Annotated in this window: 22 protein-coding genes; 13 read left to right on the top strand and 9 right to left on the bottom strand. The window is 71.0% G+C overall.

Annotated elements, in window-relative coordinates:
• Entirely contained in the window at window positions 1-1,470 is a 1,470-nt protein-coding gene (locus ACFO27_RS04370) for an N-acyl-D-amino-acid deacylase family protein (protein WP_376816176.1), read from the top strand.
• Here ACFO27_RS04370 and ACFO27_RS04365 read toward each other — a convergent pair.
• Window positions 1,467-2,285, bottom strand: coding sequence for a type III pantothenate kinase (locus ACFO27_RS04365; protein ID WP_376816175.1), 819 nt, complete (start codon window positions 2,283-2,285; stop codon window positions 1,467-1,469). The two genes, ACFO27_RS04370 and ACFO27_RS04365, sit on opposite strands and share 4 nt — an antisense overlap.
• Window positions 2,282-3,154, bottom strand: a complete 873-nt coding sequence (locus ACFO27_RS04360) for a biotin--[acetyl-CoA-carboxylase] ligase (RefSeq protein WP_376816174.1) — start codon at window positions 3,152-3,154, stop codon at window positions 2,282-2,284. The genes ACFO27_RS04365 and ACFO27_RS04360 overlap by 4 nt, the downstream gene beginning before the upstream one ends.
• 209 nt (window positions 3,155-3,363) lie before the next feature.
• On the opposite strand from ACFO27_RS04360, the gene ACFO27_RS04355 reads away from it, so the two are divergent.
• The 8 genes from ACFO27_RS04355 (at window position 3,364) to ACFO27_RS04320 (ending at window position 9,756) form a co-directional block, all read left to right on the top strand.
• Window positions 3,364-4,008 (top strand): alpha/beta hydrolase, encoded by a 645-nt coding sequence (locus tag ACFO27_RS04355; RefSeq protein WP_376816173.1) that lies wholly within the window; start codon window positions 3,364-3,366, stop codon window positions 4,006-4,008.
• A 168-nt stretch (window positions 4,009-4,176) separates the two neighbouring features.
• Entirely contained in the window at window positions 4,177-5,421 is a 1,245-nt protein-coding gene (locus ACFO27_RS04350) for a D-alanyl-D-alanine carboxypeptidase family protein (RefSeq protein WP_376816172.1), read from the top strand.
• 7 nt (window positions 5,422-5,428) lie between these two features.
• Window positions 5,429-5,704 carry a DUF493 family protein gene (locus ACFO27_RS04345; RefSeq protein WP_376816171.1) on the top strand — a complete coding sequence of 92 codons (276 nt, stop codon included), beginning with the start codon at window positions 5,429-5,431 and terminating at the stop codon, window positions 5,702-5,704.
• A gap of 15 nt (window positions 5,705-5,719) precedes the next feature.
• Complete coding sequence (lipB, locus tag ACFO27_RS04340) at window positions 5,720-6,424, top strand: lipoyl(octanoyl) transferase LipB (protein ID WP_376816170.1); 705 nt, start codon at window positions 5,720-5,722, stop codon at window positions 6,422-6,424.
• Window positions 6,390-7,181, top strand: a complete 792-nt coding sequence (locus ACFO27_RS04335) for an enoyl-CoA hydratase (RefSeq protein WP_376816169.1) — start codon at window positions 6,390-6,392, stop codon at window positions 7,179-7,181. Before lipB ends, ACFO27_RS04335 begins: the two co-directional genes overlap by 35 nt.
• 85 nt (window positions 7,182-7,266) lie before the next feature.
• Window positions 7,267-8,106: a formylglycine-generating enzyme family protein gene (locus ACFO27_RS04330; protein WP_376816168.1), complete on the top strand. Its 840-nt coding sequence runs from the start codon at window positions 7,267-7,269 to the stop codon at window positions 8,104-8,106.
• A gap of 209 nt (window positions 8,107-8,315) precedes the next feature.
• Window positions 8,316-9,380, top strand: a complete 1,065-nt coding sequence (gene nirK / locus ACFO27_RS04325) for a copper-containing nitrite reductase (RefSeq protein ID WP_376816167.1) — start codon at window positions 8,316-8,318, stop codon at window positions 9,378-9,380.
• A 55-nt stretch (window positions 9,381-9,435) separates the two neighbouring features.
• Complete coding sequence (locus ACFO27_RS04320; protein WP_376816166.1) at window positions 9,436-9,756, top strand: c-type cytochrome; 321 nt, start codon at window positions 9,436-9,438, stop codon at window positions 9,754-9,756.
• A gap of 101 nt (window positions 9,757-9,857) precedes the next feature.
• On the opposite strand, the gene ACFO27_RS04315 is transcribed toward ACFO27_RS04320, so the two are convergent.
• On the bottom strand, window positions 9,858-10,886 hold the full coding sequence (locus ACFO27_RS04315) for a C45 family autoproteolytic acyltransferase/hydolase (RefSeq protein ID WP_376816165.1): 1,029 nt from the start codon (window positions 10,884-10,886) through the stop codon (window positions 9,858-9,860).
• A gap of 25 nt (window positions 10,887-10,911) precedes the next feature.
• Complete coding sequence (locus tag ACFO27_RS04310) at window positions 10,912-11,775, bottom strand: MurR/RpiR family transcriptional regulator (protein ID WP_376816164.1); 864 nt, start codon at window positions 11,773-11,775, stop codon at window positions 10,912-10,914.
• An 85-nt stretch (window positions 11,776-11,860) separates the two neighbouring features.
• Between ACFO27_RS04310 and ACFO27_RS04305 the strand changes: the two genes are divergently transcribed.
• Together ACFO27_RS04305 and ACFO27_RS04300 are read left to right on the top strand one after the other, a co-directional pair.
• Window positions 11,861-13,192 (top strand): aspartate aminotransferase family protein, encoded by a 1,332-nt coding sequence (locus ACFO27_RS04305; RefSeq protein WP_376816163.1) that lies wholly within the window; start codon window positions 11,861-11,863, stop codon window positions 13,190-13,192.
• 91 nt (window positions 13,193-13,283) lie between these two features.
• A complete protein-coding gene (locus ACFO27_RS04300) occupies window positions 13,284-13,811 on the top strand; it encodes a carboxymuconolactone decarboxylase family protein (protein ID WP_376816162.1) in 528 nt (175 codons plus the stop codon).
• On the opposite strand, the gene ACFO27_RS04295 is transcribed toward ACFO27_RS04300, so the two are convergent.
• Together ACFO27_RS04295 and ACFO27_RS04290 are read right to left on the bottom strand one after the other, a co-directional pair.
• Entirely contained in the window at window positions 13,802-14,353 is a 552-nt protein-coding gene (locus ACFO27_RS04295; RefSeq protein ID WP_376816161.1) for a cob(I)yrinic acid a,c-diamide adenosyltransferase, read from the bottom strand. The two genes, ACFO27_RS04300 and ACFO27_RS04295, sit on opposite strands and share 10 nt — an antisense overlap.
• 35 nt (window positions 14,354-14,388) lie before the next feature.
• A complete protein-coding gene (locus ACFO27_RS04290) occupies window positions 14,389-14,823 on the bottom strand; it encodes a GNAT family N-acetyltransferase (RefSeq protein WP_376816410.1) in 435 nt (144 codons plus the stop codon).
• A 156-nt stretch (window positions 14,824-14,979) separates the two neighbouring features.
• Between ACFO27_RS04290 and ACFO27_RS04285 the strand changes: the two genes are divergently transcribed.
• On the top strand, window positions 14,980-15,345 hold the full coding sequence (locus tag ACFO27_RS04285; RefSeq protein WP_376816160.1) for a copper-binding protein: 366 nt from the start codon (window positions 14,980-14,982) through the stop codon (window positions 15,343-15,345).
• Between the two features lies 1 nt (window position 15,346).
• Here ACFO27_RS04285 and ACFO27_RS04280 read toward each other — a convergent pair whose 3' ends face one another.
• Together ACFO27_RS04280 and ACFO27_RS04275 are read right to left on the bottom strand one after the other, a co-directional pair.
• Window positions 15,347-16,942, bottom strand: coding sequence for a GMC family oxidoreductase (locus ACFO27_RS04280; RefSeq protein WP_376816159.1), 1,596 nt, complete (start codon window positions 16,940-16,942; stop codon window positions 15,347-15,349).
• Between the two features lie 16 nt (window positions 16,943-16,958).
• Window positions 16,959-18,380: a coniferyl aldehyde dehydrogenase gene (locus ACFO27_RS04275; RefSeq protein WP_376816409.1), complete on the bottom strand. Its 1,422-nt coding sequence runs from the start codon at window positions 18,378-18,380 to the stop codon at window positions 16,959-16,961.
• 139 nt (window positions 18,381-18,519) lie between these two features.
• Between ACFO27_RS04275 and ACFO27_RS04270 the strand changes: the two genes are divergently transcribed.
• Complete coding sequence (locus ACFO27_RS04270) at window positions 18,520-19,587, top strand: AraC family transcriptional regulator (RefSeq protein ID WP_376816158.1); 1,068 nt, start codon at window positions 18,520-18,522, stop codon at window positions 19,585-19,587.
• Here ACFO27_RS04270 and hslU read toward each other — a convergent pair.
• Window positions 19,575-20,894, bottom strand: a complete 1,320-nt coding sequence (hslU, locus tag ACFO27_RS04265) for an ATP-dependent protease ATPase subunit HslU (protein ID WP_376816408.1) — start codon at window positions 20,892-20,894, stop codon at window positions 19,575-19,577. The two genes, ACFO27_RS04270 and hslU, sit on opposite strands and share 13 nt — an antisense overlap.
• Window positions 20,895-20,896 lie beyond the last annotated feature (2 nt).

Raw genomic sequence — 20,896 nt, 5'->3', positions numbered from 1 at the left:
ATGAGCGGCAGAGTGTGGCTGAAGGGCGGCACCGTGGTCGATGGCACGGGCGAACCCTCGTTCACGGGGGACGTGTGGCTGCAGGGGGATCGCATCGTCGCGGTGTATCCCGAGCGGGAGCGCGACGCGCGCGCCGATGCGAGGGCCTGGATGGACGATCGGCCCCGGACGCATGATTGCCGGGGCAAGGTGATCGCGCCCGGCTTCATCGACGTGCACACGCATGACGATGCCGCCGTGCTGAACACGCCGGACATGCTGCCCAAGATCTCGCAGGGCGTGACGACGGTGGTGGCGGGCAACTGCGGCATCTCGCTCGCGCCGGTGGTCACGCCGCGTCCGCCCGCGCCCCTGTCGCTGCTGGGCGACCGGCAATACCGCTACACCACTCTGCGCGACTATGCGGCGGCGGTGGATGCCGCCCGCCCCGCCATCAACGTCGCCGCGCTGCTGGGCCATACGGCGCTGCGCATCAAGCATGTGGCCGACCTGGACCGTCCCGCCAATGCCGAGGAGCGCGCCGCGATGGCCGCCGACATGCGGGAGGCCATGGACGCGGGCGCCCTGGGGCTTTCCAGCGGCGTCTTCTACCGCGAGGCCTATGCCGCCGACGTGCCGGAACTGGTCGCTGTGGCCCGCGTGGCCGCCGAGCGGGGCGGCGTGTACGCCACGCACATCCGGGACGAACTGAAAGGCATCCTGGAGGCCATGATGGAGGCCGCGGGCACCGCCCGACAGGCCGGACTGCCGCTGGTGCTGTCGCATCACAAATGCGCGGGCGCGGCCAACTGGGGCCGCACCCTGCAGACCCTGCCGCTGGTGGACCGGCTCGCCGGCCAGCAGGAACTGGCGATGGACGTGTATCCCTACACGGCGGGATCGACCGTGCTGCGGGAGGACCTGGTGGACGGCGTGATCGACATCCTCATCACCCGCAGCGAACCGCATCCCGAGGCGGCGGGGCGCTACCTGCGCGACATCGCGGCCGGATGGGGCGTGGGCGAGTACGAGGCCTGCGTCCGGCTCAAGCCCGGCAATGCCTGCTACTTCCAGATGCGCGAGGACGACGTGCGGCGCGTCATCGCCCATCCGCTGTCCATGATCGGCTCGGACGGCCTGCCCAACGACGAGCGCCCGCATCCGCGCCTGTGGGGCGCCTTCCCGCGCGTGCTGGCGCAGTATTGGCGGGAGAAGGGCGTGCTCAGCCTCGCGCAGGCGGTGCACAAGATGACGGGCATGTCCGCGCGGCGCTTCCGCATGGGCGACCGGGGCGTGCTGGCCGCGGGCAAGGCCGCCGACGTGGTCGTGTTCGATCCGGACCGCATCAGGGACACCGCCACGTTCGAGGATCCCATGCGGGTCAGCGAGGGCGTGGAGGCCGTCTGGGTCAACGGGGTGCTCGGCTACACGGAGGCCGATGGCGTGCTGCCGGAGCGGGGCGGCCGTTTCGTGCGTCGCCAGCCGGCCTAGCCGTTCGAGGCCGCCAGGCTGGCCAGTCCGTCCAGGACGGGGCTGTCCAGCCAGCGCGGCGGGTCGGTCCCGTCCGGATCGACGCGGGACAGCGCCGCCCGCAGTTCTCCCTGGACGCGCGGCCAGTCGCCGCCGCTGACGAACAGCAAGGGCCGCGTGCCGGGATAGGCGTCGGCGGCCAGCCGCCGCTGGCGCAGCAGCGCGCCGGCCTGGGCGGCGGCGATGCCGCTGGCGATGGCGGCGTCGGTGTCGGTCGGGAAGTCGGCGGGCTCGCCCCGGGCCAGCGGCAGGCCGGCCGTGCCCTGGGACAGGCTGCGGGCCATCAGGGCCGCCCCTGGCAGGATCAGCCCGCCGATGAAGGCGGGGCGGCACGCGCCGTCGGGCTGCGCGCGCCAGGCCAGGGTGTCGATCGTGGTGGCGGTGCCGAAGCTGGCCAGGACGCAGGGGGCGCCCGCCCGCCAGGCGGGTTCGTCGCGGACGTGCCGCAGCAGACCCAGCAGGCCCAGCCAGCGGTCGGCGCCCAGCCGGGCCGGCTGGCGGTAGCCGTTCATCAGCCGGTCGTGCCCGTCGCGGGCGTCGTGCCAGCGCACGGGCAGGCCCCAGGCGGCCCGGCAGGCGCGTTCCAGGGCCTCGCGCACTTCGCCGCCGGCGACGTTGGATCCCAGGATGCGTCGCGGCGCGAAGTCCAGGCGCGCGGCCAGGCCGGGCAGTTCCGCGTGTTCCAGGATCAGGGGCGGGGCGCTGCGCCGGTCCGCGCCCGGGGCCAGCCAGGAAACCTTGACCCGGGTGTTGCCGGCGTCGATCAGCAGGATCATCGCTGCAGCCGCACGGAGATCTCGCCCACCGAGATGGCCTGGACGCCGGCGGCGTTGCGCAGCAGCAGGCGGCCGTCGGCGTCGATGCCGCAGGCCGCGCCCGTGTGCCGCAGGCGGCCGTCGTCGAGCACGTCCAGCATGCGGCCCGCCAGGCCGTCGACTTCCGCGTAGCGGGCGGGCAGGTCGGCGAAGCCCCGGGCGGTGGCGTCGTTCAGGGCGTCGTACCAGGACCGGGCGGCGCAGGCGGCCAGGTCAGTGGCCGTGGCGCGCGCGGCGACGGGGTCGTCGACCGCGACTTCGGCCCAGTCGGCGATGCGCCGGTCCAGCGACTGCGACAGGGCGCGGGCGTCTTCCAGGTTCAGGCCCATGCCGATGATGATGAGGTGATGGTCGGCGGCCTGGGCGGTGCCCGAGCGGGTGGATTCGATCAGGATGCCGGCCAGCTTGGCCTGGTCCCAGAGCAGGTCGTTGGGCCACTTCATGGTCAGGCGCGGGCGGTGGGGGGCGCCGAGGCGCGCGCGCAGGGCCTGGCAGGTCGCCATGCCGATCAGGGGCGCCAGCGTCGGCAGCTGGCGGGCCGGCAGGAAGACGTCGAAGGCGCAGGAGAACATCAGGTTGGCGCCGACGCGGTTCTGCCAGGTGCGCCCCGCGCGTCCGCGCCCCTGGGACTGCAGGTGCGCGCCGAGCAGCCAGGGCCGGTCCGGCGGTCCGCCGTCGCGGCGCGCGCGTTCCAGCAGGTCGGCGTTGGTCGAACCGGTCTGTTCGGTCCAGTCCACCTGGCGGAACTGCGGCAGGGCTTCGCGCAGGGCGCCGGCCATGGCCTCGGGAGGCGGCAGGACACAGGCGGGATCGGGGAATGGGCCGGTCATATGGGTAGAATGGGATCTGGAGCAGACTGGAGAATCCAAGGGAGCCTCTGAACAAGTCCTCACGTCGCGTACACTGCGGACTCGGGCGGTCTGCGGCGTTGCTCATCCTCGCCATAGCTACGGCTATGGCTGCGGTTCGCGCCTTGCATCCCATCCCGATCCGCAGCGTCCGCTTTCCGCTCGACTTATTCTGAGGTTCCCTAGCAGCCATGAGTTTACGCACAGAACAAGCCACGTGCCAGGGGCTGGCCGGCCTGATCGAGTACACCGTGGATCACCCGGAAGACGCGCCTTCGGGCTGGGCGCTGGTGCTGCATCCGCACCCGCTGCATGGCGGCACCCGCGACAACAAGGTCGTCACCACGGTGTCGCGCGCCTGCGTGCAGCACGGGCTGCTGGCCATCCGCCCCAATTTCCGGGGCGTGGGCGCGTCGGCGGGGGTGTTCGACCGGGCGGTCGGCGAAACGGCCGACATGGCGGCCGTCGTCGAGCACGTCTTCCAGGCCTGGCCGCAGGCGTCCTCGGGGCCCTGGATATTGGCGGGCTTCTCGTTCGGCTCGGCGGTGGCCGCCCAGCTGTACGCCGAGCTGGCCGACCGGGGCCTGCCGCTGCCGGCCCGCCTGATGCTGATCGGTTGCGCGGTCGAGCGCTTCCGCCACCGGCCCCTGGCCATGCCGCCCGACACGCTCATGATCCACGGCGAGCACGACGAGGTCGTGCCCCTGTCCGAGGGCATGGATTTCGCCCGGGCGCATCAGCTGCCCATGACGGTCGTGCCGGACGCCGGCCATTTCTTCCACGGCAAGCTGCTGATCCTGCGCCGGATCGTCCAGTCCGGGCTGGCCGGGCTGTAGCCGGCCGCGGGCCCGGCGTGCCGCCGGAATCGCGTCCGCGCGGCCGGGGGCATGTCGTTTCAGTTGCTTGCGTTTTGTCTCGAATTGGCCGGGCCGCGCGGGCGTGACGGTTTTTCGTGCTGCCTATAATGGGCGCTTGTCGTTCATCACCCAATCTTTCCGCCGCTCATGCCCATGAATGCCTTCACGCCGCTCCTCCGTCGTTCCCGCCTGGCGCCCCTGGCGCTGGCCTGCTCGCTGCTGGTGTCCGGCGCGGCCTGGTCCCAGGCGGCCCCCGCGCCTGCGCCCGCCGCCGCGCCGGCGGCCGCCCAGGCCCCGGCCGGGGTCGACATGGTCAGCAGCCTGTCCAACATTCCCGCCCCGACCCTCGGCGCCAAGGCCTGGCTGACCCTGGACGCCACCAGCGGCCAGATCATCGCGGCCCAGAATCCCCAGGAAGCCGTCGAGCCGGCGTCCCTGACCAAGCTGATGTCCGCCTACGTGATCTTCGAGGCGCTGGAAAGCGGCCGCCTGAAGCTCGACCAGAAGGTCCACATCTCCGAAAAGGCCTGGAAGACCGAGGGCTCGCGCATGTTCGTCAACCCGAACACGGACGTGTCGGTGGACGACCTGCTGCAGGGCATGCTGGTGCAATCGGGCAACGACGCCACCGTGGCGCTGGCCGAGGCCGTCGCCGGCAGCGAATCGGCCTTCGCCGCGCTCATGAACCAGCAGGCCAAGGCCCTGGGCATGAAGCACACGCACTTCACCAACGCCCCCGGCCTGCCCGATCCCGACCACATGACCACGGTCGAGGACCTGGCGATCCTGGCGCGGGCACTGGTCCAGCGCTTCCCGCAGTACCGGCATTACGACAGCCAGAAGGAATTCACCTACAACAACATCAAGCAGAGCAACCGCAACCGCCTGCTGTGGGCCGATTCCACCGTCGACGGCCTGAAGACCGGCCACACCCAGTCGGCGGGCTACTGCCTGGTGGCCACGGCGCTGCGCGACGGCCGGCGCGTCGTGTCGGTGCTGGTGGGCGCGGCCAGCGATGCCGCCCGCACCGAAAGCAGCCTGAAGCTGCTGAACTGGAGCTTCAAGAACTTCGACACGGTCAAGCTGCTGGACAAGGGCAAGCCGGCCGTGTCCGCGCGGGTCTGGGAAGGCGCGACCGAAACCGCCGAACTGGGCCTGCCCGAGGCCCTGTGGGTGACGGTGCCGCGCGGCCGCGCCGACGACATCAAGACCGAGGCCCGCTACACCCAGCCGCTGATGGCGCCCCTGACCGAGGGTGCCCGCGCCGGGACGCTGGTGATCAGCCTGGACGGCAAGGAACTGGAACAGCGGCCGCTGCTGGTGCTGCATTCGGTGGACGAGGCCGGGTTCTTCGGCCGGCTGCTGGACAAGATCCGCCTGTTGTTCGAATAATGGCGACATGAAACCGATCCGTCCCGAAGATTCCCTGATCACCTATCCCTGCGACTTTCCGATCAAGGTCATGGGGCGCGCGCACGACGATTTCGCGCGCGTCATGGCCGAGGTGGCGCTCGGCTTCGACCCCGGCTTCGATCCATCCACCATCGAAATCCGTCCCAGCGCCAGCGGCAATTACCTGGGCCTGACCCTGACGGTGCGTGTCGTCTCGCGCGAGCAGCTGGATGCGCTGTACCGCGCCCTGCACGGGCACGAGATGGTGTCCGTGGTGCTGTAGGCGCGGGGCCGCCATATGGTCATGCAGGCGCGCTGGCTGGACCGACCCGCTCCCTACCTGCCGGTCTGGCAGGCCATGCAGGATTTCACCGAGCGGCGCGACGACGACACTCCCGACGAGCTCTGGCTGGTGGAGCACGCGCCGGTCTACACCCTGGGCCAGGCCGGCAAGCCGGAACACATCCTGAACCCGCACGGCATCCCGGTGGTGCATTGCAACCGGGGCGGGCAGGTCACCTACCACGGACCGGGCCAGGTCGTGCTCTACACCCTGGTGGACCTGCGCCGCCACGGGGTCTTCGTCCGGGAATTCGTCTCCCTGCTCGAACAGGCCGTGCTCGACCTGCTGGCCGGGCTGGGCGTGGCGGGCGCCTGCCGCAAGCCCGGCGCCCCCGGCATCTACGTGCCCCAGTCGGCGCTGGCGCGGCCCCGGGGCGACGCTCTGGCCAAGATCGCCGCGCTGGGGGTCAAGATCCGCAACGGCCGCGCCTATCATGGCGTGGCCCTGAACGTGGCCATGGATCTCGATCCCTTCCTCGGCATCAATCCCTGCGGCTACGAAGGCCTGCAGACGGTCGATCTGCGGGCCTGCGGCATCGAGTCCGACCTGGTCGCGACCGGGAACCGGCTGGCGGAGATCTTTTCGGCGGCCTGGACGGCCGCCTGCCATCAAGGAGACGCACGACATGACGCAAGCCTCGAACGATCCGGTGCTGGATGAACGCCGCGACGGTGTCCTGACGCTGACGCTGAACCGGCCCGACCAGTTCAACGCGCTGTCCGAGGAAATGCTGGCGGCGCTGCAGGCGCGTTTCGACGCCTGCATGGACGACACCGGCCTGCGGGTCGTGGTGCTGGCCGCTAACGGCCGCGCCTTCTGCGCCGGCCACGACCTGAAGCAGATGCGCGGCCACGCCGGCGACCGCGATTACTACCGCGATCTGTTCGGCCGCTGCGGCCGGCTGATGCAGTCCATCGCGCGCTGCCCCGTGCCGGTCATCGCCCGGGTCCACGGCACCGCGACCGCCGCCGGCTGCCAGTTGGTGGCCAGCTGCGACTTGGCGGTGGCCGCCGAAAGCGCGCGGCTGGCCGTGTCCGGCATCAACGTCGGCCTGTTCTGCGCCACGCCGGCGGTGGCGCTGACGCGCAATGTGCCCTTGAAGAACGCCTTCGAGATGCTGGTGACGGGGCAGTTCATCGGCGCCCGCCAGGCCGCCGAGCGCGGCCTGGTCAACCATGCCGTGCCCGACGCCGAACTGGACCGGGCCGTGCAAGGGCTGGTCGACGCCATCCTGGCGAAGAGCCCGGTGGCGGTGCGCATCGGCAAGGCCATGGTCTACCGGCAGCTGGGCCTGCCTCTGGACCAGGCCTACGACTATGCGGCCGGCGTCATGGCGGAGAACATGCTGGCCGAGGACGTGGGCGAAGGCATCGACGCCTTCATGCAGAAGCGTCCGCCGCAGTGGCGGGGGTGCTGATCCGGCGTCTCATTGACGCACCACAAGGCGCGGGAGCCCGCTCCTGCGTTCCAATGAAGGGGTCATCCGAAACGGAGTCCCCCTCATGCCGCTGTCCCGATCCTCCCCTGTCGCTTGCCTGAGCCGCGCGGCGCGCGCCGGCCTGCTGGCGACGCTGCTGGCCCTCGGGGCGGGCATGCCGCCGGCGGCCGGAGCCGCCGCCATCGCCCCCATCGACGTCGTCCCCATCCCGGGCGGCGAATTCACCTATCAGGCGGCCGGCGAATTCCTGGACCAGGGACGGCCGGTGGATGCGCCCCGCGTCCAGGGCCGGGTCGCGGACGGCCTCGTCATCATGCGCCGCCAGGTCAGCCAGGCGGAATATGCGCGCTGCGTGCAGGCGGGCGCCTGCAAGCGCCTGGACAAGGGTTTCAGGGACCTGGACTCGCCCGACCTGCCGGCCGTGGGCGTCAGCTGGGCCGACGCCACCGCCTACGCGGCCTGGCTGTCGCGGGAAACCGGCCAGCACTGGCGGCTGCCCGTCTACGCCGAGTGGGTGCGCGCCGCCGCCGACCGCTATCGTGAAGAGGGCGCCCTGCCCTCGGACCCCGCCGATCCCGCCGTGCGCTGGCTGGCCGAGTACGAGCGCGAGATCGTCCGCAGCCGGGGCCGGATCAAGCCCGCCCAGCCCTTCGGGCATTTCGGCGTCAACGCCCTGGGCGTGAGCGACATGGGCGGCAACGTCTGGGAATGGACCGACACCTGTTTCGCCAGCCACAGCGTGGGCGCGCTGCCGCTGGCGCCGCGCGAGAACTGCGGCGTGCGCATCCTAGCGGGCGCCCACATCGCCGCCATGGCCGACTTCATCCGCGATCCGCGCAACGGCGCCTGCTCCATCGGCCTGCCGCCGTCCAACCTGGGCTTCCGCCTAGTGCGGGAAGAATGATCGCGACGGGCCGCCGCCGGCGCTGGGACGCGCCGCCGGCGGCCGGGAATGTTTGCGACATATCAACACTTTCCATGAAGTCTGAACGTTGCCTGAATCGGCTTGATCCAGCGCAATGAGGGTTAACCCAGGGCATGACAAGATGGCAACGTCGAAACAAGACGACACATCAAATCAGGGAGTTGAATATGAAGGTATTTCGTCTGTGTATGGCCGCCACCGCTCTGGCGTCCTTGCTGGCCGGGGGCGCGGCGCTGGCCGACCCCGCCGACAAGCTGGAGCACATCAAGCCCGTGCTCGTCGCGCCGCCCCATGTGATGGAGCACGAGCAGGCGACCAAGGCCAAGCCGCGCGTGGTCGAGTTCACGATGACCATCGAAGAAAAGAAGATCGTCATCGACGAAGAAAACGGCACGACGATGCAGGCCATGACCTTCAACGGCTCCATGCCCGGTCCGACCATGGTGGTGCATGAGGGCGACTACGTCCAGCTCACCCTGATCAACCCGACCTCCAATGCGCTGGAACACAACATCGACTTCCACGCGTCCACCGGCGCGCTCGGTGGCGGCGCGCTGACCAAGATCAAGCCGGGCGAGCAGGTCGTGCTGCGCTTCAAGGCGGACCGCACCGGCACCTTCATCTACCATTGCGCGCCCGAAGGCATGGTGCCCTGGCACGTGGTGTCCGGCATGAGCGGCACCCTGATGGTGCTGCCGCGCGACGGCCTGAAGGATCAGGACGGCAAGCCGCTGCACTACGACAAGATCTATACCATCGGCGAATTCGACCTGTACATCCCGAAGGATGAGAACGGCAATTACAAGGAATACGACACCGCCCTGGAAAGCTACGGCGACACCACCGAAGTGATGCGCGGCCTGATCCCGTCGCACATCGTGTTCAACGGCAAGAAGGGCGCGCTGATGGGCGAAGGCGCGCTGACGGCCAAGGTGGGCGAAACCGTGCTGTTCGTCCATTCCACGGCCAACCGCGACACCCGGCCCCACCTGATCGGCGGCCACGGCGACTACGTCTGGGCCACGGGCAAGTTCATCAACAAGCCGGAACGCAATCTGGAAACCTGGTTCATCCCGGGCGGTACGACCGGCGTGATGATGTACACCTTCAAGCAGCCCGGCGTCTACGCCTACGTCAACCACAACCTGATCGAGGCGTTCGAACTGGGCGCCGCCGGCCACGTGAAGGTCGAAGGCAAGTGGAACGACGATCTGATGAAGCAGGTCGTGGCTCCCAGCCCCATCAAGAAATAAACCATAGTATCCGGGACGGCCTGGCGGCCGTCCCGACTCCGGAGAGTGACAAAAAATGTTGAAGATTACGAGCGTGATCGCCCTGTCCCTGGCCGTGCTGCCGGCGCTGTCGATGGCGTCCGATGGCGGCGACCATCTGAAGAAGGGCGAGAAACTGTACAAGTCGGCCTGCATCGCATGCCACAGCACCGGGGCGGCCAATGCGCCCAAGCTGGGCAACAAGCAGGCGTGGGCGCCGCTGATCGCCAAGGGCATGGATGAGATGATGAACGTGGCGACGCACGGCAAGGGCGCCATGCCCGCGCGCGGCGGCACCAAGGCCGACGACGAGACCCTGCGCGCCGCCGTGGAATACATGGTCAGCCGCGCGAAGTAAGCCCCCCGCGAGGCGCCCGCTTCGGATTGCGGCATCTCTCCGCCTCGCCGCTTGCAAGCGGCTCGGATTCTCCAGGCATAGGTCAGTCCGCAGGGACTGGCCTATGTCCTGTTTAATCCCTCGAAGCGGTAGTGCGGTTCGGCCGCGCCGGGGGCGTACACGGCCCAGCGGGCCGTGTTTTCGTTCAGGTCGATGTCGGCGGTGGCCAGGGTGTTTTCCTGGTCGGTGTCGCCGGGCGAACGCCGCAGGATCGGTTCGGCGGCGTCGCCCGTGTCGGCCAGGATCGCCAGCGCTTCCGCGCCCTGCGCCAGCAGGGCCTCGCCGCGCGCCTGGCGGTGCGCCGACGAGGCGGTGATCACCTGCGGCAGGTCGTCCTGGGCTTCGTGAACGGCATGGTTGGCATGCAGCAGCGGAGCCCGCGCCACGGGACGGACGGACACGGCCGCCCGGCTGAATTCCACGCTCCAGGTCTGCGATTCCCCGGCCTGCCCCAGGCCCAGGTGGAACGCACCCATGCGCGGGTGCGCCCGCAGGATCGACACCGCCTCGCCGGCCGAGCCGGCGGCCAGCAGCGCGCGGGTCAGGACCATGCGGGGCATCCCCGCCCCGGTCCGGCGGGCGCGGATGTTGTTGACCGTCATCGCCAGGCCCGTTTCGTTGACGGCGAAGGTGTGGCCGGGCAGCGAGCCCGGGTAGACGAAGGACACGAAGGCGGGCGCGCCGGACGGCCACACCTCGGCCAGGCCGCAGGCGCCGGCGAAGCCGGGATCGCCGTCCTCGTTGTGGCTCAGGCGCCGCGGCGCCAGCACCGTGGTGCAGCCGTCCGGCGCCAGCGCCCACAGGTCGCCGCGGCAGTTCCACAGGAAGACCTCGTCCGGCGGCAGGTCCAGGCCTTCGGCCAGGCCGGCCAGTTCGTCCTCGATCCAGGGAAAGGCCTGGCGCAGCAGCGTCCGCATGGCCGGGATCTCCGGCCGGCCGCGGCAGGCCATGACCTGCGCCCAGGCTTCCGAGCGGACCAGGTGGCGGTGGCAGGCCTCGGCCCCCCAGCGCCCCAGGGCGCGGCCGACGTCGTGGTGGGAACCGCGGGCCTCGACCCAGTGCAGTTCGGGCGGGCGGGGATCGGTCGGCATGGAAGACTCGTCGCTCATGGAATGTTCAGCGGTAGGCGCCGGAGGCGTGGAGGCGGGCCTCGGTGCGGCTCAGTTCGGCCAGGGCGGATTCGCCGTGGTGGACCAGCAGTTGCCGGGCCAGCATTTCCACCAGCGCCTGGAGGGCCACGGTGGTCGGAAAGAACGAATGCCCCTGGGTGGAGAAGGTCAGCACGCAGTCGGCGTGCAGCGCCATCGGCGCGAGCTGGCTGTCGCACAGGGCCAGCACGCGGCAGCCCTGGGGCCGCAGCGCCTCGGCCAGTTCGACGAGCTCGCGGGAATAGGGCGCGTAGCCGATCAGGACCGCGGTGTCCTCGGGCCGCAGGTGGTGCGTGTCCAGGCTCAGGGTGCCGCCGGTGTTGTGCAGCAGGTGCACGTCGGGGCGGAACAGGCTGCACAGGTAGCGCAGGCTGAAGGCCGCCGGGTAGCAGGACCGGAATCCGGCGATCACGATGCGCCCGGCGCCGGCCAGCAGGGCCACCGCCCGGGTCATGGCGGCCTGGTTGGCGGGTTCCAGCGCCTGCAGGTCGAGGACCTGCTGCTGGATGGTGGCCTGCCAGGCGGCCTGGTCGGATTCCGGCCGGTGGACCAGGGACAGCGCGCGCGCCGCGTAGGCGCCCGGCGGGTGGAGCTCCTGGGTGAAGACGGTCTTCAGGGCGTCCCAGCCCGCGTAGCCCAGGTGCTGGGCCAGCCGCACCAGCGTGGCCGGCTGCACGCCGGCCAGGGCGGCCAGCTTGCGCGCCGACAGCGTCGAGACCTGGGTCGGATGATCGATCAGGTAGCGTGCGCCCGCCTGGAACTGGGGGCTGAGGTCCGGATACCGGGACTGGATGTGGCGGGTGAGTTCGTCCAGCGAGTGTGGTGCCGACATGACAGGTACGAAAAAACTGATTGGCCAGGATTTGAATTATACGTTGCGTGATCTATGATATGAGAAACATTTGTTGAGCCATGCCATGACCCACGTATTCCATCGCAATCCCCAGCATACGCTGAAGCGCGCCGTGCGCGGCCAGGGGATTTCCCTGTTCGACCAGGACGGCCGCGAGTATCTGGATGCCTCGGGCGGGGCGGCCGTGTCCTGCCTGGGGCACGGGCATCCCGACGTGATCGCCGCCATCAAGGCGCAGCTCGACCAGGTGGCCTATGCCCATTCGTCCTTCTTCACCACCCAGGCCTGCGAGGACCTGGCGGACTTCCTGGCCGAAGAGGCCCCGGGCGATCTGGACCACGTGTATTTCGTGTCCGGCGGGTCCGAGGCGATCGAGGCGTCGCTGAAGCTCGCCCGCCAGTATTTCGTCGAACGCGGGGAGACGGAGCGCAGCCAGTTCATCGCCCGCCGCCAGAGCTACCACGGCAACACGCTGGGCGCGCTGGCCATCGGCGGCAACGCCTGGCGGCGCCAGCCCTTCCTGCCGCTGCTGGCGCCCGCGCATCACGTCTCGCCCTGCTACGCCTACCGCGACCAGCGGCCCGGCGAAACCGAGGAACAATACGCCTCCCGCCTGGCCGATGAGCTGGAGCGGAAGATCCTGGAGATCGGCGCGGGCCGGGTCGCGGCCTTCGTGGCGGAAACCGTGGTCGGCGCCACCGCGGGCGCGCTGCCGCCGGTGCGCACCTATTTGCGCCGCATCCGCGAGGTCTGCGACCGGCACGGCGTGCTGCTGATCCTGGACGAAGTCATGTCCGGCATGGGGCGCACCGGCCACCTGTACGCCTGCGCCGAGGATGGCGTCGCCCCGGACATCCTGGCCATCGCCAAGGGCCTGGGGGCGGGCTACCAGCCCATCGGCGCCATGCTGGCCAGCCGCCGGGTCTACGACACCATCGTGAATGGCAGCGGCTTCTTCCAGCACGGCCATACCTACATGGGCCACGCCACGGCCTGCGCCGCCGCCCTGGCGGTGCAGCGGGTGATCCGGCGCGACGGCCTGCTGGCCAACGTCCTGGCGCGCGGCGAACAGTTGCGGGCGCGCCTGCGCGAAGTCTTCGCCGATCACCCCAACGTCGGCGACGTGCGCGGACGCGGCCTGTTCGTGGGCGTGGAATTCGTGCGCGACCGGGCCGACAAGTCCGTGCTGGACCCGGCCCTGAAGACGCACGCGCGCCTGAAGCGCCAGGCCATGGAAAACGGCCTGATGATGTATCCCATGGGCGGCACCGTCGACGGCGTCCACGGGGATCACGTGCTGCTGGCGCCGCCCTTCATCTGCACGGCGGCGGACATCGACGAGATCGTCGCCCGCCTGGACCGCACGGTGCGCCAGGTCCTGCCCGTCCGCGCATGACGCGCGCGCCCGGCCGTTCTTCTTTCCCTCCCTCCGGTCCGCCGGCCGGGAGGCGCCACGGAAACCCCACGCAGACCCCACGGAGACCTTCATGGCCCGAATCGACTACGCCGACCTGAGTCGGGGCGAGGCCGCCGCGCTCGCGGATCGCATCGTCGCCGAGCGCGGCAGCGTGCTGCACCTGTACCAGATGCTGCTGCACAGCCCCCCGGCGGCCGAAGGCTGGCTGAACTACCTGACCGCCATCCGCCACCGCTGCGCCCTGGACGGCGCGATCCGCGAACTGGTCATCATGCGCATCGCGCACCTGAACCGCGCGCCCTACGAGGCCGACCAGCACGCGCCCATCGCCCTGCGCGAGGGGTTGCGGCAGGACCAGCTCGACGCCCTGGCGCTGGACGAGATCCCGGCGGACCGCTTCGACGCGCGCGAACGGGCGGTGCTGGCCTACGCCGACGCGATGACGCGCACCGTGCAGGTGCCCGACGCCGTGTTCCAGGCCGTGCGGCGGCATTTCCCGGACCGGGAACTGGTCGAGCTGACGGCCACCGTCGCGGCCTACAACATGGTGTCGCGCTTCCTGGAAGCGCTGCAGGTGCATTCCGACGATCAGCGCTGATCGTCGCGCTCCCATAGGATGTCCGGCACGCCCGCCGCGCGGTTCAGGTAGCGCGCCAGCACGAAGCACAGGTCCGACAGGCGGTTCAGGTAGCGCAGCACGGGCGGATTCACCGTTTCCTGGCGGGACAGCGCCACCACGGACCGCTCGGCCCGGCGGGCGATGGTGCGCGCCATGTGGGCGTGCGCGGCGGCCGGGCAGCCGCCGGGCAGGATGAATTCCTGCAGCGGACCCAGTTCGGCGTTGTAGTACCCCAGGGCCTCGTCCAGACGCAGGACGTGATCGTCCTTCAGCGCCGTCCAGCCCGGGATGCAGAGTTCCCCGCCCAGGTCGAACAGGTCGTGCTGGATGCGGCCCAGCAGGGCGTCGACTTCGGCGGGCGGGGACGCGGCGCGCCACAGGCCGATGGCGCTGTTCAGCTCGTCCACGTCGCCCAGCGCCGCGATGCGCGGGGCGTCCTTGGGCACGCGGGTCTTGTCGCCCAGGCCGGTGGTGCCGTCGTCGCCGGTGCGGGTGGATACGATGGAGACGCGGATCGACATGGAAGGCTCCCGATGAGGATGCTGGAAGGGGCGGTTCAGGCCTGGCCGGCGAGCCGCAGCAGGGCATCGCCGGTGACGCGCACGACGCGCCAGTCGTCCAGGATCTCGCCGCCGTGGTGCTTGTAGAAATCGATGGCGTTCTGGTTCCAGTCCAGCACCACCCATTCGAAGCGGCCGCAGCCCAGTTCCACGGCCAGCGCCGCCAGGTGCCTGAGCACCCAGCCGCCCAGGCCGCGTCCCCGGTGGGCGGGGGTGATGTACACGTCCTCCAGGTACAGGCCGCGCCGGTCCAGGAAGCTGGAATAGTTGTGGAACCACATGATGTAGGCGATGGCCGTGGCCGGGTCCCCGGCGGTCGTGATGACCAGGCAGCGGGCGGCCGGTTCCGGACCGAAGAAGCTCTGCCGCAGGCTGTCGTGCGTGGCCTGGAAGATGTCGGTCAGTTTCTCGAATTCGGCCATTTCGCGCATCAGGGCGTGGATGGCCGGGATGTCGGATTCGGCGGCGGGCCGCAGGTCGTAACCGGGGACGGGGGCGGGAGCGGGCAAGGGATTCTTCTCTGTTTCGCGGTATGCTGGGAACGCCCCGGCGACGTGTCGCCGGGGAAACAGACAGGAGTTTAGCCCATGCGTTTTCGTGTCTTGCGGACCCGGTTCCTGGCGCTCGCCTGCGCCCTGCCCGTGGCGGGCGGGGCGGCCGTGTCGCCGGGCGCGCTGGCGCTGGCGGCGGCCGGCGCCTGGAGCCTGCCCGGCGCGGCGCGCGCGGCGGAGCCCGTCCAGGCCCGCGCCAGCGGCGAGGTGGTGCGGGTGAACGCTCCCGCCGGCAAGATCGCCATCCGCCACGGCGCCATCGACAAGCTGGATCTGCCCGCCATGACCCTGGTCTACCACGTCGATCCGGCGCTGCTGGCCGGGATCGCGGTGGGCGACCGGGTCGAATTCACGGCCGAGCGCGCCGGCGGCCAGTACCGGATCGTCGAACTGAAGAAATAGGTCAGCCGGGGTCCGGGGCGCGGATCAGGTCGACCGCCTTTTCCGCGATCATGAGGGTCGGCGCGTTGGTGTTGCCGCCGATCAGGGTGGGCATCACCGAGGCGTCGATCACGCGCAGCCCCTGGACGCCATGCACCCGCAGCCGGGGGTCCACCACGGCGAGCGCGTCCGTTCCCATGCGGCAGGTGCCCGCCGGGTGGTAGACCGTGTCCACGCGGGCGCGCAGGACGGCCCGGATCTGCTCGTCGCTTTCCACGCCTTCGGTGTACAGGTCGCGGCCCAGGTGCGCGGCCAGGGCCGGCGCCCGCAGCAGGCGCCGCGTCATGCGGAAGCCGCGCGCCAGGCCGTCCACGTCCCGGGGGTCGGCCAGGAAGGCTGGATCGATCAGGGGGGCGGCCTCGGGGTCGGCGCTGCGCAGGCCCAGGCTGCCCCGGCTGTGCGGCCGCAGCAGGCAGACGTGGCAGGACACGCCGTGGCCCGGGCGCAGGGTGCGGGCATGGTCTTCGACCAGGGCCACGACGAAGTGCAGTTGCAGGTCGGGCGCGGGCAGCGCGGGGTCCGAGCGCAGGAAGCCGCCGCATTCCGCGAAATTCGACGTCAGCGCGCCCCGGCGCCGCCGGCGGTAGCGCCAGGCCTCGCGCAGCAGGCGCGGGACCGCGCGGAACGACAGGCCGAATGTGTCCAGGCTGCGCGTCCGGTGGCCGAACACGAAGTCCGGGTGATCCTGCAGGTTGCCGCCCACGCCGGGCAGGTGGACGCGCACGGGCAGGCCCAGGCGGGAGAGCGCGTCCCCGGGGCCGATGCCCGACAGCATCAGGAGCTGGGGCGACTGCAGCGCTCCGGCCGCCAGCAGCACCTCGCGCCGGGCGCGCAGGGTGCACAGCGCGCCGTTCTGGCGGAATTCCACGCCCACGGCGCGCGCGCCGTCGAACAGGACGCGGTGCGCCCGCGCCCGGGTCTCGACCTTCAGGTTGGGGCGCCCCAGGTGAGGCAGCAGGTAGGCGTGCGCGGCGCTGCACCGTTCGCCGTCCCGCTGCGTCACCTGGTAGACGCCCAGCCCCTCCTGCCGCGCGCCGTTGAAGTCGTCGTTCAGCGGGTAGCCGGCCTGCAGCGCCGCCTGGCGGAAGGCCTCGTGGAAGGGGTTGTCCGTGCGCGCGTCCGAGACCCACAGCGGTCCCTCGCGGCCGTGCAGGGGGCCGTCCAGGCGCTGGTTGCGCTCGCTGCGGACGAAGTAGGGCAGCACGTCGTCGAAGGACCAGCCGGCGGCGCCCTGCGCGGCCCAGCCGTCGTAGTCGACGGGATGCCCGCGCACGTAGACCATGGCGTTGATGGCCGACGAGCCGCCCAGGGCGCGCCCCCTGGGCTGGTAGCCCCGGCGTCCGCCCAGGCCCGGCTGGGGCACGGTCTCGAAGGCCCAGTTGTTGTAGCGGGTGGGCACCATGGCGACCGCGCCCGCGGGGATGCGGATGAGCCGGTCGGTGCCGTCGCCGCCCGCCTCCAGCAGGCAGGCGGTGACGCGGGGATCCTCCGTCAGCCGGCCGGCCAGGACGCAGCCGGCGGAGCCGCCGCCGACGATCAGGTAGTCGAATGTCTCCATGGCGTGCTCCGGGGGTTCAGGCGATCTTCTTGAGCAGGGCCAGCAGCGCCTCGAAAGTCCTGCCGTAGGGGGGATGGAACAGGGGGGCGCCGCCGAGGCGGCTCTGGAGGAAGACCGGCTTCAGGTGGCTGAATCGGTCGAATCCCCAGCGGCCGTGGTAGGCCCCGAAGCCGCTCGCGCCCACGCCGCCGAAGGGCTGCGCTTCCTGGGCCAGTTGCCACAGGCAGTCGTTGACGCAGACGCCGCCGGCGTGGGTCGAGCGCAGCGCGTGGTCGCGCAGTCCCGGGTCCCGGCCGAACCAGTAGAGGGCGAGCGGCCGCTCGCCGGCGTTGATGCGGTCGATCGCTTCCTGCGGATTGCGGTATTCGAGGATCGGCAGGATGGGGCCGAAGATTTCCTCGCGCATCAGGCGGGCCTGGGGCGGCGCGTCCAGGACCAGGGTCGGCGGGAACTTGCGGGCGGCGGCGCCGTCCGTCCGTTCCGGCCACCCGGGTTGCAGGACGCGGGCGCCGTGCGCCCGGGCGTCCTCCACCAGTCCGGCCAGCCGCGCGTAGTGGCGTTCGCCGAGGATGGCGGAGTAGTCGGGCGTGGCCGGGAGGCCGGGGTACAGGCGGCCGATGGCGTCGGCCAGCGCCGCGGCGACCGCGTCGGCCCGGCCGGCGGGGACCAGCAGGTAATCCGGGGCGACGCAGGTCTGGCCCGCGTTCAGCAGCTTGCCGAAGGCGATCCGCCGCGCGGCGTCGGCCAGGTCGCAGTCCGGCGCCAGGATGGCGGGGGATTTTCCGCCCAGCTCCAGCGTGACCGGGGTCAGGCGTTCCGCGGCGGCCCGGGCCACCAGGCGCCCCACGGCGGGCGAACCGGTGAAGAACAGGTGGTCCAGCGGCAGGCGGGCGAAGGCGTCGGCGAATTCGGCGCCGCCCTGGACCACGGCCAGCTCGTCCGGCGCGAAGTGCGCCGCGACGGCCTCCTGGAGCGCCGCGGCGAATCGCGGCGCCAGTTCCGAAGGCTTGACGAGGACGCGGTTGCCGGCGGCCAGGGCGGCGACCGCCGGGCCGATCGAGAGCTGGAAGGGGTAGTTCCAGGGGGCGATGATGCCCACCACGCCCAGGGGCTGCGGCATCAGGCGGTTGCGGCCGGGCCGGAAATACGGCGCGGTGGGCATCCGCCGCACCCGCATCCAGCGGCGCAGGTGCCGCAGCGCGTGGCGGATGCCGGCGCGCACGACCAGCAGTTCGGCCAGGCGGGTTTCGTGGGCGCTGCGGCCGCCGAAATCGGCGTCGATGGCCTGGATGAATGCCGCCTCGTGGCGATCGGCGAGCAGCAGCAGGCGTTCCAGCCGGTCCCGGCGCACGGCCGGCCCGGGGTGGGGGTCCGCGCGGAAGGCGGCGCGCTGGCGCGCGAGCAGGGCGTCGAGTGATTCCAGGGAGGCGGGCATGATTCGGGCTCGGTCGGTGGTGTGCGGCAACGGGGAGGGGCCGGAGGCCATGATACGGACCGGGGCGGGTTGATCCCAATGGGCGGCGGGGCCATTCGCTTTAGAATTCAGGCCATTGGTCGGGACTTACGGGAAACCCCTGATGATCTTCCGGGATTTTGCACGCGGGCCGGGCAGCGTGCGGCTGGTGCTGGAATTCGGCGCGCGCCGCGGCCTGCCCGCCGGACGCCTGCTGGCGGGCAGCGGCATCGGCCTGGCGCAGCTCGACGATCCCGAATGCCGCCTGCTGGGAGGGCAGGAACTCCGGGTGATCGGGAACCTGCTCCGCGCCCTGGGCCATCCGCCCGGCCTCGGCCTGGAAATGGGGCGGCACTACACCTTTTCGACCTTCGGCCTGTGGGGCTACGGCCTGCTCAACAACCCGACGATGGGGGATGCGCTGGCCTGGGCGCTGCGGTTCGTCGGCCTCAGCTTCGCCTATTGCTCGATCCGCTTCGCGCGGCGCGGGGATCTGGCCGTGCTGCACTATGCGCCGCCGCCCGGCCTGTCCGCGGCGCTGGGCCGTTTCGTGGCGGAACGCGACATGGCGGCCAGCGCGAACCTGCTGCGGGAGGTGGGCGGCGAGGATTTCCGGCTGTCGGCCTTCGAGCTCAAGGCCGGCCGGGGGCGGGTGTTTTCACGGCCGGCCGATCCGCCCAGGCCGGGCGGCGCCGAGCCTTCGTTCCGGGGCGCGGCCTACCGGCTGGCGTTTCCCGCCGGGTTCCTGGCGCGCCGCCTGCCCCACGCCGATCCCCTGACGCTGTCGCTGTGCGAGCGCCTGTGCCGCGAGCAGCTCGAACGGCAACGGGTCCTGCCGGACGCCGCCCAGGCGGCGCGGGACTATCTGTCCTCGTCCGATTCCGGGGTGCCGCCCAGCCTGGGCGCGCTGGCCGATGCCCTGCACACCAGCGAACGCACGCTCAAGCGCCGCCTGGGCCGTGCCGGCGCCTCATTCCGCGCATTGGCGGCGCAGGAGCGCGCGGCGCTGGCCGCCCGCCTGGTGGGCGAGGAGCGGGACAGCCTGTCGCGCGTGGCCGAGCGCATGGGGTATGCCAGCCTGTCCAGCTTCTCCCAGGCGTTCCGGCGCTGGCACGGCGTGCCGCCCTCCGCCTTCCGGCGCGGGGCCCGCGGCGATGGCCCGTCCGGCGTGAGCGGGTCCTACAGCACGTAGCGCGCCAGGTCCTGGCTGCCGGCCGCCTCGGACAGCTTGTCGTTCACGTAGGCCGCGTCGATCACCACGGTTTCCGCGCCCGGGCTGGCGGCTTCGAAGGACAGGTCCTCCAGCAGCTTTTCCATCACCGTGTACAGGCGCCGGGCGCCGATGTTTTCCGTGCGCTCGTTGACCTCGAAGGCCAGCTCGGCCAGGCGCCGCACGCCGTCCCCGGTGAATTCCAGCGTGACGTCCTCGGTGGCCAGCAGGGCGCCGTATTGCTTGGTCAGCGAGGCGTCGGTCTCGACGAGGATGCGCACGAAGTCCTCGGCCGTCAGGGAATCCAGCTCCACCCGGATCGGAAAGCGGCCCTGCAGCTCCGGGATCAGGTCCGACGGGCGGGACAGGTGGAAGGCGCCGGAGGCGATGAACAGGATGTGATCGGTGCGCACCATGCCGTACTTGGTGTTGACGGTGGTGCCTTCGACCAGCGGCAGCAGGTCGCGCTGCACGCCCTGGCGCGAGACGTCGGCGCCGCCCTGTTCCTGGCGCGCGGCGATCTTGTCGATCTCGTCCAGGAAGACGATGCCGTGCTGTTCGGCCAGCGTCACGGCGCGGGTGCGCAGTTCTTCTTCGTTGATGCGGCGCGCGGCCTCTTCCTCGACCAGCAGGCGGAAGGCTTCCTTCACGGACAGCTTGCGCGACTTGGTCTTGCCCTGGGCCAGCCCGGCGAACATGCCGCGCAGCTGCTCGGTCATTTCCTCCATGCCGGGGGGCGCCATGATTTCCATGTGCGGCGGCGTCTGGGCGACCTCGATGTCGATCTGCGTGTCGTCCAGCTTGCCTTCGCGCAGGCGCTTGCGGAAGACCTGGCGGGTGCTGTTGCTTTCCTCGCGCTCGGGCTCGCCGCGCGCGTTGCGCGGGGGCGGCAGCAGGGCGTCCAGGATGCGGTCCTCGGCGGCGTCTTCCGCCTGGGTGCGCACGCGGCGCATCTCGGTCTCGCGCGTCTGCTTGATGGCGACCTCGACCAGGTCGCGCACGATGGTGTCCACGTCGCGGCCCACGTAGCCGACCTCGGTGAACTTGGTGGCCTCGATCTTGATGAAGGGGGCGTTGGCCAGGCGGGCCAGGCGGCGGGCGATCTCGGTCTTGCCCACGCCGGTGGGGCCGATCATCAGGATGTTCTTGGGGACGATCTCGTGGCGCAGGGGCTCGGGCACCTGCTGGCGGCGCCAGCGGTTGCGCAGCGCCACGGCCACCGACCGCTTGGCCTTGTCCTGGCCGACGATGTGCTTGTCCAGTTCCGAGACGATTTCCTTGGGGGTCATGG

It is taken from the genome of Castellaniella denitrificans, assembly GCF_042653765.1.
Classification (GTDB): Bacteria; Pseudomonadota; Gammaproteobacteria; order Burkholderiales; family Burkholderiaceae_B; genus Castellaniella; species Castellaniella denitrificans.
This window is presented reverse-complemented; position numbering and strand designations above follow the sequence as displayed.